The 15071-nt window shown below is 47.7% G+C and carries 12 protein-coding genes; 5 read left to right on the plus strand and 7 right to left on the minus strand.

Translation table 11 applies throughout. The features are described from left to right. Positions 1–4: 4 nt before the first annotated feature. Positions 5–949, minus strand: a complete 945-nt coding sequence (locus tag ACZM6M_RS08220) for a 3'-5' exoribonuclease YhaM family protein (RefSeq protein ID WP_418926412.1) — start codon at positions 947–949, stop codon at positions 5–7. A 64-nt stretch (positions 950–1013) separates the two neighbouring features. Further along, on the minus strand, positions 1014–2336 hold the full coding sequence (locus ACZM6M_RS08225) for a S1C family serine protease (protein ID WP_418926406.1): 1323 nt from the start codon (positions 2334–2336) through the stop codon (positions 1014–1016). A gap of 170 nt (positions 2337–2506) precedes the next feature. Here ACZM6M_RS08225 and ACZM6M_RS08230 point away from each other — a divergent pair, with 170 nt between their 5' ends. The 5 genes from ACZM6M_RS08230 (at position 2507) to ACZM6M_RS08250 (ending at position 9636) form a co-directional block, all read left to right on the plus strand. Next, complete coding sequence (locus ACZM6M_RS08230) at positions 2507–5014, plus strand: endonuclease MutS2 (RefSeq protein WP_489490106.1); 2508 nt, start codon at positions 2507–2509, stop codon at positions 5012–5014. A gap of 23 nt (positions 5015–5037) precedes the next feature. Next, positions 5038–5748, plus strand: a complete 711-nt coding sequence (locus tag ACZM6M_RS08235; protein WP_066550553.1) for a response regulator transcription factor — start codon at positions 5038–5040, stop codon at positions 5746–5748. A 4-nt stretch (positions 5749–5752) separates the two neighbouring features. After that, a complete protein-coding gene (locus tag ACZM6M_RS08240; RefSeq protein WP_418497190.1) occupies positions 5753–7159 on the plus strand; it encodes a sensor histidine kinase in 1407 nt (468 codons plus the stop codon). A gap of 100 nt (positions 7160–7259) precedes the next feature. Next, positions 7260–8270 (plus strand): hypothetical protein, encoded by a 1011-nt coding sequence (locus tag ACZM6M_RS08245; protein WP_489490107.1) that lies wholly within the window; start codon positions 7260–7262, stop codon positions 8268–8270. A 112-nt stretch (positions 8271–8382) separates the two neighbouring features. Next, on the plus strand, positions 8383–9636 hold the full coding sequence (locus tag ACZM6M_RS08250) for an ATP-binding protein (RefSeq protein WP_489490108.1): 1254 nt from the start codon (positions 8383–8385) through the stop codon (positions 9634–9636). 149 nt (positions 9637–9785) lie between these two features. Here ACZM6M_RS08250 and ACZM6M_RS08255 read toward each other — a convergent pair whose 3' ends face one another. From ACZM6M_RS08255 to ACZM6M_RS08275, 5 genes are all read right to left on the minus strand, one after another. Further along, positions 9786–10730, minus strand: coding sequence for an ROK family glucokinase (locus ACZM6M_RS08255; protein WP_418926410.1), 945 nt, complete (start codon positions 10728–10730; stop codon positions 9786–9788). A gap of 36 nt (positions 10731–10766) precedes the next feature. Continuing rightward, positions 10767–12056 (minus strand): DUF5711 family protein, encoded by a 1290-nt coding sequence (locus tag ACZM6M_RS08260; protein ID WP_489490109.1) that lies wholly within the window; start codon positions 12054–12056, stop codon positions 10767–10769. 69 nt (positions 12057–12125) lie between these two features. Further along, the gene (locus ACZM6M_RS08265; protein WP_066550572.1) at positions 12126–13265 is read right to left on the minus strand and encodes a LysM peptidoglycan-binding domain-containing protein; all 1140 of its coding nucleotides are present in this window, start codon (positions 13263–13265) and stop codon (positions 12126–12128) included. Between the two features lie 176 nt (positions 13266–13441). Then, positions 13442–13951 carry a spore protease YyaC gene (gene yyaC, locus ACZM6M_RS08270; protein ID WP_337434515.1) on the minus strand — a complete coding sequence of 170 codons (510 nt, stop codon included), beginning with the start codon at positions 13949–13951 and terminating at the stop codon, positions 13442–13444. Positions 13952–14132: 181 nt separating this feature from the next. Next, on the minus strand, positions 14133–15053 hold the full coding sequence (locus ACZM6M_RS08275; protein ID WP_489490111.1) for a sugar phosphate nucleotidyltransferase: 921 nt from the start codon (positions 15051–15053) through the stop codon (positions 14133–14135). Between the last annotated feature and the right edge of the window lie 18 nt (positions 15054–15071).

The following is a 15071-nucleotide window of genomic DNA, read 5'->3' on the forward strand; positions in this document are numbered from 1 at the left end:
TTCCTTACTCCGTTGTCTTTCTGATGTTGGTTTCTAAAAGCCTGTTGTAGCCCAGCCAGCCCTTATTCGTTCCGCCTACTGCCAGAGCCTCGATCATTGTCTCCATCTTGGCATCTGTATTGTCTGCAAAATTCAGTGCCAGCGCTTCCAAAAGAGCCGGTTTCTTGGGTGAACCATATTCCAGCTCTCCGTGATGGGCCAGAATACAGTGTTTTAACTCAGACGCCAGTCTGGGCGGGAAATCCGGAATCTGGCGGATCCGCTCGGAAATCATCTCCGTGCCGATCATAATATGGCCCAGAAGCTGGCCGTCGTCGGTATAATCATTTTCAGGGAAACGTGACAGCTCCTGCATCTTTCCGATATCGTGGAACATGGCTGCGGTGAGAAGCAGATCCCTGTTTAATGTCTTATAATACCCTGCATAGTAGTCGCAGAGCTTTACCACACTTAAGGTATGCTCTAAGAGTCCTCCTACGAATCCATGATGAACGGTCTTTGCCGCGGAATGGAACTGGAACGCCTTGGCAAATTCCTTATCTTCCACAAAATACCCTGACAAAAGCTGATTCAGCCATGGATTCTTCACACTGCGCACAAATCCCAGCAGCTCCTCATACATCTTTCCAATCTCTTTTTTAGAAACAGGCAGATAATCCGCCTCCACATACTCTCCCTCTCTGGCGGTGCGAATCCGGCGCACATTCAGCTGGTTTGCATTCTGAAACAGCGTCACATCTGCCTCAATGTGCACATAGTCCATTGCGTCAAATTCCCCTACTCCCGGAGAAGAAAGATCCCAGATCTTTGCCTCAATGGTGCCTGTCTTATCCTGAAGGATCAGATTTCCATATTCTTTTCCTGTTTTTGTAAGCTGAATCTGTTTTGTCTTGCATAAATAAATATCGGAAATATGATTTCCTTCATGGAATGTCTCAATATATCTCATTTTCATACCTCATCTCTCTTTTACTGAAAAGGGAGTCCGCTTCGTTCGGACTCCCACACCGCACTTATCTGGTTCCAACGGTTATCTCAAAGGGGATTTCCCTGTATTCGTCTTTGCCATTGCTGCGCTGTACGTTTACAATGATCTTCGTTCCTGCCTGGAGCTTTTCCACCTGGCCCTGAAATTCCTTCAGATTTGTCACCGGCATATCTCCCAGCTTTGTGAGAATATCCCCCGGCTGAAGGCCTGCATTATAAGCTGGACTGTCCATAACGGCTTCTGAAATATAGATGCCCTTAGGCATTCCCTTCTGGGCCATGGCTGCCGTGATCTCCTGTCCCAGTATACCAAAGTAAGGCACAGGAAGACCGTTGCTCATAAGTTCCAAGGCCCCCTTATAATCCGATACGGACATAACGGCTGTCATGGAAGAATGATCCTCCTGCCCATAATCATCCACCGCCCAGCCGATCAGTTCTCCATCCGTATTAATAAGGAAGGTTCCCGCCTGGGAATCTGCCGCTGTATCCGTATAAAAGATCCTGGTACTTCCGTCTACCGCTTTTGTGCTGCGCACTACATAGGAAATAGCGCCGTATCCACTGGAACCGGTCACACCGGCCGGGGAACCGATGGCAACCACCAGATCTCCCTGCCTGACACCGTAAGAATTTCCCAGCGGAAGCTCTTTTATGCGCTCATACTGCCTGTCCTCCAGCTCTGCGGCATTTACGCTTACAAGAGCCATATCTGCCACAGAATCCTTTTGTTTTACAGTACCCGGAAGAATGGTTCCGCCTGAAAATGATACTTCAATGGAATCCGCCGTATCTACCGCCTCATCCGGCACCAGAACAAGGATCTCTCCTCTTGTGCAGGAAATCACCACGCCTGAATACTGGCCTGTAGTTTCAATGGGATTATCAAACCAGTCCGTTTCCCTCTGAATCGAGTGAACAGAAGCCACACAGCCCTCATTCTCTTCAACCAGCGTATTCAAATTTCCGTAGAGACGGTTCAGATCATCCATAGAATACGGATACTTCTCCATCTCTGACCGCACCATATCCTCCACCGGCTCTGTTTCCTCAGGCACCGGCGCACACTCTGTCTGTACAGGCTGCTGCGCTTCCGGCTCATCCTTTGCAATGGTGATCGGCTCCTGCTCTGTCTCCTCCGGGCCGAAGGCTCTGTCTGCGATCGGCTTTACAGCCGAAAAGCATACCGCAGCTGCTGTTCCGAACACAACTGCGCAGGCTCCTGTCATCAAAATTTTTCTCATGATCTGCCGCCCGGAAGGTGGCTGGCGGACGATTTTCTCCCTGATAAACGGTTTCTGTTTTTCCTGGCCTTCGTCCGTTCCCTTGTCTTCACGCTTATCCGCCATTTCGCTCCTCCTTACGAAGAATCTCACCTCTTATTATACGGTTCTCACGCTTAATATGCAAGTTTTTGTTCGTTCGGAATTTTCCCCTATCGTAAATATCGGGGGATGTGGTATACTTGTCCGTGTAAACAGGATATTTTGTACCACTCTCAGGAGGTTATTGATAAAAAATGAACCAAAAAGCATTAAAAACCCTGGAATATACGAAGATAATCACCCAACTGGAAAGCCATGCGGCCTCTCCTCTAGGGAAGTCCCTGTGCCGGGAACTGTCTCCTTCTTCTGATCTGGAAGAGATCCGCACCCGCCAGGCCCAGACCACAGACGCTGTGAACCGTGTGCGTTTAAAGGGCTCTGTTTCCTTTTCCGGCCTTCGGGAAATCGGCGGTTCCTTAAAGCGCCTGGAAATCGGAAGCTCTCTTAGCATCCCTGAGCTTCTCTCTATCAGCTCGGTTCTTACCGTGGCTTCAAGAGCCAAGGCTTACGGACGCAGGGATACAGAGTCCCCCCCCGTTTTCACCCCCCGTTTTCCCGGACAGAAGCCGCCGAAGCAGGCTGAAGTGGCTGAATATGTGCCTGACTCCCTGGATCCCTTATTTCAGTCCATCGAGCCTTTAACCCCTTTAAATAATGAAATCAAACGCTGTATCCTCTCAGAAGATGAAATTGCAGATGAAGCCAGCCCCGGTCTTTCCCGGGTACGCCGTTCCATCAAGGCTGCGGCGGACCGCATCCATACCCAGTTAAATTCCATTTTAAATTCTCACCGCACCTATCTTCAGGATGCGGTGATCACCATGAGGGACGGACGCTACTGCCTCCCTGTAAAGGCTGAATATAAAAACCAGGTTTCCGGTATGGTCCACGATCAGTCTGCCACCGGCTCTACCCTTTTCATCGAACCCATGGCTATCGTGAAGCTGAACAATGAGATCCGGGAGTTGGAAATCCAGGAGCAGAAGGAAATTGAAGCTGTTTTGGCCTCTTTAAGCAATGAAGCGGCTCCCCATATAGAAGAACTGCGCCTGAATATGGAGCTTTTGGCCCAGCTTGACTTTATCTTTGCCAAAGCCGCCCTGTCCCGCCAGTACCGGTGCAGTGCGCCTGTATTTAATGACAAAGGCCGCATTCACATCAAAGACGGACGCCACCCGCTCTTAGATCCCCAGAAAGTAGTCCCTATCAACATCTGGCTGGGAAAGAATTTTGATCTTTTGATCGTCACCGGCCCCAATACCGGAGGCAAGACCGTTTCCTTAAAAACCGTGGGACTGTTTACCCTGATGGGACAGGCCGGCCTTCATATCCCTGCATGGGAAGGCTCGGAGCTGGCTGTTTTTGACGAAGTATTTGCAGATATCGGGGACGAACAGAGCATTGAGCAAAGCCTCAGTACCTTCTCCGCCCACATGACAAATATCGTATCTATTTTACAGCAGGCAGACTCCCGTTCCTTATGCCTCTTTGACGAGCTTGGCGCAGGAACAGATCCCACCGAGGGCGCGGCTCTTGCCATTGCTGTGCTGTCCTTCCTCCACAACATGAAGTGCCGAACCATGGCAACTACCCACTACAGCGAATTAAAGGTCTTTGCCCTCACCACTCCCGGTGTGGAAAATGCCTGCTGCGAATTCAGCGTGGAAACGCTCCATCCCACCTACCGCCTGTTAATCGGCATTCCCGGCAAAAGTAACGCCTTTGCCATTTCCAAAAAGCTGGGCCTTCCCGATTTCATTATCGAAGATGCAAAAAGCCATCTGGAAGCCAAGGACGAATCCTTTGAAGATCTTCTTGCCAGCCTGGAAACCAGCCGCGTCACCATTGAAAAGGAGCAGGAGGAAATCCGCTCCTATAAGGAGGAGATTGCCCAGCTAAAATCCCGCCTGACCCAGAAGGAAGAACGTCTGGACGAGCGCAAGGATAAGCTGATCCGCAATGCCTCTGAGGAAGCCCAGAGGATTTTAAGAGAAGCCAAGGAGACGGCAGACCAGACCATCCGCGAGATCAACCGCCTGGCTTCTGAATCCGGCGTAGGAAAAGAACTGGAGGCTCAGAGAGCCAAACTGCGGGAGCAGATTAAAAAGACCGACGATAAGCTGGCAGTAAAGGCCAAAGGCCCCAGCCAGCCCATTTCACCAAAGAAACTAAAAATCGGAGACGGCGTAAAGGTGCTTTCCATGAACCTGAAGGGCACCGTCAGCACCCTGCCGGATGCAAAGGGCGATCTCTTTGTCCAGATGGGCATTCTCCGTTCCAGAGTCAATATCCGTGATCTGGAGCTGATCCGTGAAGACGACATAAGCGCCACCCTTGGAGACGGTTCCTCACGCACCTACGGCGGCACGGCGGCAGGCTCCAAGGCAAAGAAAACATTTTCACAGGCAAAGGGAAATGGCAGCGGAAGTGGCCAGATCCGGATGTCAAAATCATTTTCCGTGGGAACAGAGGTCAATCTCATCGGCATGACTACAGACGAGGCCGTGCCTGCCATGGAAAAATATCTGGACGATGCATATCTGGCCCATATGCCGAGTGTGCGGGTTGTTCACGGACGCGGTACGGGAGCGCTGAAAAATGCCTGTCACAAGCGGCTGCGTCAATTAAAGTATGTAAAGGATTTCCGCCTGGGTGAGTTTGGAGAAGGCGGAACCGGCGTTACCATCGTGACTTTTAAGTAATGACATAAGGAGGATTTTCACCAATGGCTGAAAAACAGAAGATTCTGATCGTAGATGATGATGCAAATATTGCAGAACTTATTTCCCTGTATTTAATGAAAGAATGTTATGAAACAATGATCGTAGGAGACGGCGAGGAAGCCCTTAAGGTATTCCCCGAATTTAAACCCAACCTGATCCTTCTTGACCTGATGCTTCCGGGCATAGACGGCTATCAGGTCTGCCGGGAGCTGCGCACCTCATCTCAGGTTCCCATCATCATGCTGTCAGCCAAGGGTGAAATCTTTGACAAGGTTCTGGGGCTGGAGCTGGGAGCAGATGACTATATGATCAAACCCTTTGATTCCAAAGAGCTGGTCGCCCGTGTAAAAGCAGTTCTCCGCCGTTATCAGGCAGCCCCTGCCTCCATTTCTACAGAACCAAAGCAGCAGGGAGAATATGTGGAGTACCCGGATCTGATCGTAAACCTGACAAACTACTCTGTACTCTACAAAGGCCATTCGGTGGAAATGCCTCCCAAAGAGCTGGAGCTTCTCTACTTTCTGGCCTCCTCGCCGAATCAGGTCTTTACAAGAGAGCAGCTCCTGGATCACATCTGGGGCTACGAATACATCGGAGATACCCGGACCGTAGACGTACATATCAAGCGTCTGCGGGAAAAAATCAAGGATCACGCCAACTGGTCCATTACCACGGTATGGGGCATCGGCTACAAATTCGAGGTAAAGAGGTAATACCATGACCCGTTCACTCTACTCCAAATTTATCCTGGGCTATCTGATCTTCGGCCTTCTGGGCTTCACCACCATTGCCACCTTTTCCTCCCGCATGACCAGAGATTATCTGATGCGGGAGCGGTCGGAGGCTCTTTATGATGAGGCAAATGATATTGCAGCCTCCTGCAGTCAGATGTACGACGGAAAACGGCCGGATCTGGCTGCCTTTTCCTCCCAGTTAAAAAGTCTGGGCGCCTATCTGCGCGCAGAAATATGGGTGGCGGACAATCAAGGGGCCATTTTTATGGACAGCCGGGACGGCAGCCGGACACAGACTGTAATCCCGGATTTCGACCCCACTGCCTCAGGAAGCCGCTCCTACACCATTGGGAATTATTATGGCCTTTTTAATGAGGACGTTCTCACCGTATCTGCTCCGGTGATCGGAAATTACACTACCTACGGCTATGTGATCCTTCATCTGCCGGTTAGCCAGATCGCCCATTCCCAGAGTGAAATCCTGGACATTCTCTACATCACCTCTGCGGCCATTTTCGGACTGTCCCTCATTATCCTTCTGGTCTTTACCCAGACCGTATATCTTCCCCTGCGAAAAATCACAGTAGGAGCCAAGGAATATGCAGCCGGCCATCTGGATTACCGGATCCAAGTAAAGACCCATGATGAAATGGGATACCTGTCCGATACCTTAAACTATATGTCAGATGAACTGGATAAAATGGAGGAATATCAGAGGAATTTTATCGCAAATGTTTCCCACGATTTCCGTTCCCCCTTAACCTCCATCAAAGGCTATCTGGAAGCAATCCTGGACGGAACCATTCCGCCGGAGCTGTATGAAAAATATATTTCCAGAGTTATTTCCGAAACAGAACGGCTTCACAAGCTGACGGAAAGTATGCTGACCTTAAATTCACTGGATGCCAGAGGATACCTGACACGGACGAACTTTGATATTAACCGTGTCATCAAGGATACCGCAGCCTCCTTTGAAGGTACCTGCGGCAAAAAAAATATCAGCTTTGATCTGACTTTTTCCGATAATATCCAGATGGTCTATGCTGATATGGAAAAAATACAGCAGGTAATGTACAACCTGATCGACAATGCCATCAAATTCAGCCACAATGATTCTGTGATCTATATCCAGGCGGCAGGACAGTATGAAAAGATTTTCGTTTCCGTAAAGGATACCGGTATCGGTATTCCAAAGGACAGCCTGAAAAAAATATGGGAACGCTTTTACAAAACCGATCTTTCCCGCGGAAAAGACAAAAAAGGGACCGGACTTGGTCTTTCCATTGTAAAGGAAATCCTCCAGTCCCATGGAGAAAATATTGATGTGATCAGCACCGAAGGCGTGGGGACAGAATTTATCTTCTCACTTCCCCGATCAACGGTTCTGTAGACTTTCCAGACCACCCATTTTATGGTATACTGATGGTATCATTATTTGTAAATACCAGAGTTTTAAATGCATAAACTCTGACAGGAAAGGATGGATGACTATGACCCGAATCAAACAGGCAGCCGCTTTTTTTATGACCGCAGCCCTTCTCTCTTCTGCCTTTGCTCCCGCAGCCCTGGCTGACAACAAAACAAAGGTAGGAAAGATCTGCCTGACCGTCGACAGCGATATCCGAGCCGGCAGCAGTGGCGGTGAAGTAGATGTAACACCCACAGGAGACAACACGGATCTGTACTATGTAGATGCCGTTGAAGTTGTCAATGATGAAGGGGACGACTGGTCCAAATCCAATCCTCCTGAGGTAGATATTACCCTTGGTCTGGAGAACGAGGAAGAATACGCCTTTTCCGGAACCTCCTCCAGCAGCTTCAAACTCACTCTGGACAGCTCCATCAAATCCCGCTTTGACAAGATCAAATTCGTAGACGCCCGAAAAACAGACGGCGGAGCTACTGTCATCCTGACTGTAAAGCTGGTTTTTGACGAAGACGCCGATATGAGCGACGCGCCTGCCCCCGGAAACCTGTCCTGGGATTCTGACAATCCAAAGGTCGCTGTATGGGATGACATTGAATCTGCCAAATATTTCCAGGTCCAGTTATATCGGAATGGCTCCCTCGTAACGCCTCCTGACGGCGGAAACTCTACTTTGTCCGTATATAATACCTTCTATGACTTTACGGACTGGATGACGGAAAATGGAACCTACACATTTAAAGTGCGTTCTGTAAAAGCCAGCAACAATGCCAAGAGCAACTGGAAAACTTCCCCTGAACAGACAGCCGGAAATTCTGTCTCCGAAGGCTGGAAACAGGCAGCCGACCATGTGCGCTGGTGGTGGCAGAACGCAGACGGAACCTATCCTGCATCCCAGTGGAAGGATGTAAACGGCCAGTGGTATTATTTTGACGCAGACGGCTACATGGCAACCGGCTGGATACAGGTAAACGGCCTGTACTACTATCTGGATCCCTCCTCCGGCGCAATGTATGCAAACTGCTATACACCGGATAACTGCTGGGTGGATGCAAATGGAGTCTGGATTCCATAAGCTTATTTATAATTAAAATCAGCCGAAAAAACAATCGTAAAATTTTGCGATTGTTTTTTTGTGCGTTTTTGCGTATAATACAATTAATAAAACCCAGAAGGATGTGATTTATATGCGTGAAACACGAACACAGGAATTTAAGGAAACCATTACAAATACTTTTCTAAAAACAGTTAGTGCATTTTCCAATTATGATGGCGGAACCATTTATTTTGGAATTGATGATGATGGAAACATCAAGGGATTAAAGGATGTAAAACAAGCCTGTCTGGACATTGAAAACAAAATTAATGACAGCATTTCTCCTCAGCCCAATTACACACTGGAAATACAAAATAATGACCAAACGATTAAGCTCACAGTCAAAAGCGGTATTCAAAAGCCGTATTTGTACAAATCAAAGGCTTTCAAACGAAATGATACAGCGACAATTGAAGCAGACACCCTGGAATTATCCAGACTTATACTGGAAGGAAAAAATATCAGCTTTGAAGAGCTGCCATGCAGACAGCAGGAATTGTCTTTTGAAATTTTGCATCGAAAGCTAAAAGAGCATATCCAAATCGAAGCATTCAATCAGGATACATTAAGAACATTAAACTTATATGACAATAACAATGGATATAATAATGCAGCAGCAATTCTAGCCGATACCAATCATTTTCCGGGAATTGATATTGTAAAATTCGGTGAAAATATCAGCATCATTCAAAAAAGGGCAACCTTTGAAAACAGATCGATATTGGAAGTTTATGAAAAGTCGATCGATGTATTCAGAGATTATTATCAATATGAAGTAATACAGGGTGCTGACCGGGAAAAGGTAGAAAAAATACCAGAAGCAGCTTTTCGGGAAGCGATTGCAAATGCTTTGATTCACAGAGCCTGGGATATAGCATCGCAAATCCGGGTTTTAATGTTTGATGACCGGATTGAGGTTATCTCTCCGGGAGGGCTACCATCCGGAATCACAGAGGAAGAATATTTATCAGGAAAACTTTCTGTATTAAGAAACAGGAACCTCGCGAATGTATTTTACAGATTAGGCTTTGTCGAAATATTCGGAACAGGAATTACAAGAATAAAACATCTTTATGAAGAAGGACTTATCAAACCGGATTTTGAAGTATCCGAAAATACAATTAAAATTGTGCTTCCTGTTTTTGAGAAAAATCTGAATTTAACGGAAAACGAACAAACGGTATATAAATTTTTAAGTAAAACAATGCTGAAACCAATCAGTGAAATTGCCCCCTATGTCCCCTTTGGAAGATCAAAGACAACGCAGCTTCTGAAAGGTATGGAGCAAAAAGGAATTGTGGTCGTTGAAGGGAAGGGACGGGGGACAAAGTATATACTGAAATAGATCATAGTTTAAAAACGAATGTCCAGCCTGCCCAAAAAAGCGGGAAGATTACCAGAGAAAATGTGATGTCTCTCCCCGGTATCTTCCCGCCTTTTATTATGATCTCGACCGTACCTGTTTCCAATCTTTCCCTCTTAAATTTCCCCTCACTACAAAATCAGTCTTGCCGCCCCATAGATTCCTGCGTCATTTCCCAGAGTTGCCAGACCCAGCCTAGCTTTATTTTTGGAAATCGTCATAAAATGATCATAGTCCTTCTGGACCATATCAATAAGGAACTGGCCTGCTTTTGATACGCCGCCGCCGATTACGAAAATATCAGGATCTGCGATCAGAGCAGCCTGGGACAGCGCCAAACCCAAATAATGGCTTACCACAGCCATAACCTCCAATGCCAGTTCGTCTCCCTCCTTGGCCGCATCCAGCACGTTTTTCGCACTTACATTGTCACCGTACTGGCGGAGAATGGAAGCCGTCTCGCTGGCAGCCATCTTTCTTCTGGCTTCTCTTGCAATGCCCGTAGCGGAGCAGATCTGCTCCAGACATCCCTGACCGCCGCAGTTACAGTATTCCTTTTCCTCGTCCCTTACATGGATATGTCCGATCTCTCCGGCCAGACCGTGACGTCCGGCCACGATCTTCTGATCCAGGATCACTCCTCCGCCTACTCCGGTACCGAGAGTAATCATCACAAGGTTATCATAGCCTTTTCCGCCTCCCTGCCACATCTCGCCAAGGGCAGCTACATTGGCATCATTTCCGCTCTTTACAGGAATGCCATCCAGCAGGGCACTGAGCTCCTTCTGGGGATTTACATTTTTCCATCCCAGATTTACGCAGACCTCTACGCTTCCGTCCGGCATCACCGGCCCCGGCACTCCCAGTCCGGCTCCTGCAATATCCGTTTTCAGATCCAGCCCCATGGCTGATACCTTTTCACGGATGGAAGCAGCGACATCCGGAAGAATATATTTTCCATTTTCTTCCTTTCTTGTTTTTACCTCCCACTTATCCAGCAATTCTCCGGTTGTCTCAAAGATTCCCATCTTTACGCTGGTTCCTCCTACGTCTACACCGATGCATTTCATCCCCATAGTATCTTCTTCCTTTCTGTCTGATTTTTGCAGCTGTTACCGCAGCCTGATCTCCTGCATCTTCTGAGGCCCCATGACTAAAAGAGTACCCGGCATATTTCCAGTCGAAACCTTGGATACAGGAAAATCAAAACTTCCTTTAAATTTCTCTGTTCCCGCCATATTATAAACCAGGCAGGAGTTGTCATTATAAAGCAGAACCAGATCCTCATCTATATCAAAACCCGAATACTGGAACGAGAACGCAGTCTCAAACACCTGACTGCCGTCTGCCCGGTACACATGGAGCCGATAAGGCTCTGAACCCTCAGAATTATCTGTGACCACAGCCGCATACTGATCGGTATAACTGATACTGCGGATATTTTCGTCTAACAGGACCTGAGCCGTGGATTCCGGAGACGTTTCAATACGGGTCGAAAAAAACTGCAGTCCCTTGTCCGTAAAAATCACCGCATGGCTGTCATCCATAAACCGCACCCGTCCTGCCATGGCGTCTGAAAGATCCTGGGGCATAAATACGCCGACTACACGCTTGGGATCATTTTTTCCCAGACCAAAGTTGTAAAATACAACCTTATTTTTAATCATGCCATCTTCTAAATACATAAAAGAGGTGATCCACTGGGTTCCTCCGGGAGACAGGCTTACATCAACCGGATAACCGTCGCCGGACAGAAGCGATTTCACATAGATATCAAGAGGATTTCCGTCCTTTTTATAAAGGTAAATGTAGCTGGCTTTAGAATCCTCCTCCACAGCCGCAGTAACGCCCTTTGCTGAAACAGAAAGCTCTAAAACCGGCAGAGAAGTTGTCGCCTGACCCTGAATTCCATTTTTATCACAGATATAAATGGAATTTCCCTGACGGTCTCCAATGGCGGCAAAATCACCGTTGACCGTAATCATGGGATGTTTCATCTCATAGCTTAAAATCCATACGGCCTTTCCCCTGGAATCCAGATAGGAGGCTCCATCCTTGGTATACTTGATCACACCGTCGGCAAAATCTGCAAATCCGGAAAAATTCCCTTCTCCGGCAGCAGCTTCGCCCGGCTCTCCCTGATTAAAATCCGTCTCCCAGACAAGCTCATAGTCTGCAAATGACATATATCGGTCATAATATATAAATCCGCCCACAGTGGCCAAAATCAGAATCCCGATCACTGCTCCAATGCGGACCCGGCGTTTTACGCTTTTCTGATGGGCTTTCTTTATCAGCTCTTCGCTGTCCTCATCCTCCGGCGAAGAAACGGAGGGAGAAACCATCTGGCTTCTCAGCTGCTTTTTTTTATTTTCACGGCTCATTGAACGGTTGCTGCCCATTTTGTACTCCTGAATGTTTGATATACCTGTTAAGTATACAACATTTTCGGAGGTTGCGCACTAATATTTTCACGGCATAAGAAGCTTCTGGCCTGCATAGATGCTGTTCTGATCCCTCAGTTCGTTGATCCGGCAGATCTCGTCCAGCTTATTTACATTTTGGTAAACCTTAAAACAGATGCCATAAAGTGTTTCGCCCTCCCCAACGGTATAAACCTTATAAGCAGGAGCATCAGCTTCCTCCGTTTCCATGAGTGCTGTTTCCTCCGGGACATTCTCCGGAGCTTCACTGGAAATGACTGCAGTTTCAGTCTCCGCAGCTTCTCTCATCGTTTCAGGAGTCACAAAAGAAGGCTTTTCCCCCACCGTAACCTTAGGGAATTTTTCCTCTATAGGCCAGACCCCTGCTTTTGCTTCCTTAATCCTTCCCTCCGGGAGCACCGATGCAATCACACTTTCCATTTCATGCATCTTTTTATAGTTATTAAACATCGCTACACCGCCTGCCAAAACAGTTACAGCCAAAGCTGTGCACACAGCCGAAAGCGTACCCACCGTACTCTGGCGGCGGATTGCTTCTCCTCTGTGCTCTTCCATTTTTTGGCGAAAATCCTGGATAGCGCGGTCATTTACCCCTGTTTCCACTCTGGAAATATCCTTTCGGGAAATCATATAATCCTGCATCATCTGATTGCGCTCATAGTAAATACTATAGCCCCTGAGTTTATAAAATCCGTCTGAGGACGTAATATAGACCGCTTCCTCACCCTCCAGGCCGCTGTTTAAATACATCAGCTGATTTTTTCCTGTAAAATAATGGCTGTGTTCCTGCCAGTAGTTTAATGGATTTAAACTGCAGCCCGGATTCCCGCATAAAAACCACCCCTGTACCGTTCGTTTGGGAAACCGGTTTTCCACTTCCTGATAGGCCTTTTGCCATGCATCCTCTGTAAAGACTACCTTCTCCCCATCCTTTGCAACCGTTTCCATTTCCAAAGCCCCGTCTACAAATACATACGGCACATCCTCATGGATCTCCCTGTTTCCCAGAAGAAGCCCCACCCGCAGATCCGCCCCTTTTGCGGGCCTTAACTGCTTTAAATATGTATTGACATAATCCTCTACATACAGCTTTAAAACCTGGTCACGTTCTCCGATCTGCCGTATATTTTTCGGCAGCTTCGGGAACAGTTCATATAATTCTCCCATCTGCTCACCCCTTTATACCGATGCGAAACCTATAAAGCGCGTTTCGCCTCTGATCAGCGGCCGTCAAATGTCTGCACACGCAGGCGTGACAGCCATTTTCCTCGTCGCCACAACAAAAAACATACCTGAAAAATCCAGGTATGTCTCAGTATAACAGGTATTTTGCGCAAAGTTTGTCATATTATGGCTGCATTTTCCCAAAATCGTTCGACAAGGGAAATACTTTCGCAGATGCAGTCCGCCATTTTCATCACCATGGACAGCCGGACACTTTGAAGCATCACAGGATCACGGCTGCCTGCGCCCCCTACGATCCCGGTGATCGAGATATCTCCTACTGCCTCTAACTCCTTTGATACCCCAAGCCCCGGCTGCAGCGCTCCCCGCCCCAAAGTAGCATAGCCCACATGATCCGGGCTGCCTACCGAAGCGTCAATCGCTACCACCACATACCGGGAATAATGGGCCTGGATATATCGGATATAAAGCTCCAGATTCATGGCATGTACCGGCTTATCCAGAGTTCCGATCACAGCGGCTCCCTTTAAACGCTGCCTTCTCAGCTTGTGTCCAACCAAAGGCCCCAGGCTGTCCCCTGTAGAGCGGTCTGTGCCGATACAGAGGAACATGACGCCTTCTTTTCCTTTTTCTTCCATTTCGTCCATGATCATACGGTTCAGGTTCACGGCAAAACGTTCTGCCTCAAACTCCCCCGCTGTATCATAGTATGATATATCTTCCCGGCTGGAAATACCGAATGTTTTCCACAATTTCATGTCTGTACTGTCTCCTTATCCACGGAGGCTGAACTATTTTCACCGTTTTTTTATAGTATAGACCCTGAAAATGGGAAATATGCATGGCTTTTTAACCGAACAGCTTTTCTTTGTACACGCCGTCCCGGATCAGTCCCCGGATCGCGTCTACCACCGCCTGCTTATCCTCCTGATAGGTCACACCGAACCATTTATCCGGTGTATCCAGTACGCGGACTTTCGCCTTCCCCTCCTGTACCAGATCGTCAATAATCTTCGGGAGCAGGTATTCTGCCTTAATATCCTCAGGCTTTAAGCCGTCTAAAAACTTCGGGAACCCATGTTCCAGCTCCTCTAAGAAACGCACCGGAAGACCCCACATATTCATGGAAACCGGCTGATCTGCCTGTACAGATACAGGATTTCCCGCCTCATCTGCTGCTGCCAGTCCGTCCCCGCTTCTGCGGATATCATAAGTTTCCGTTACGTTTTTAAGGAATCCATTTTCCACATGGCACACACCTCTGGTAACGCTTCCGTTGTCGCTTAAGGTATTTTCAAGCACAAATCCGCCCATGCAGATATCATAAATATCTGCATCATCCTTCATCTCATTTACCATGTAATCGTGGATCCGCTTAAAGCCCTCTTTTCCATAATAATCGTCTGCATTGATCACCAGGAACGGACAGTCAATCAGCCCCTTTATCATCAGAACAGCCTGACCGGTTCCCCAGGGTTTTTTGCGGCCCTCAGGCACAAAATAGCCCTCTGGAAGAGCGTCCAGCTCCTGATAGGCATAAATAACCGGGATCTGCTTGGCAATGCGGTCTCCGATAATCTCCTTAAAATCCTTTTCCAGATCTTTACGGATAATAAATACGACTTTGTTAAATCCGGCCTCAATGGCGTCATGGATAGAATAATCCATAATAATCTCTCCATTTGGCCCAACAGGAGCCAGCTGCTTGATTCCGCCCCCAAACCGGCTGCCGATTCCAGCCGCCATAATTACTAATGCTGTTTCCTTCATAATCTTGTTTCCTCCTTT

The sequence above is a fragment of the Enterocloster sp. genome, assembly GCF_057861365.1.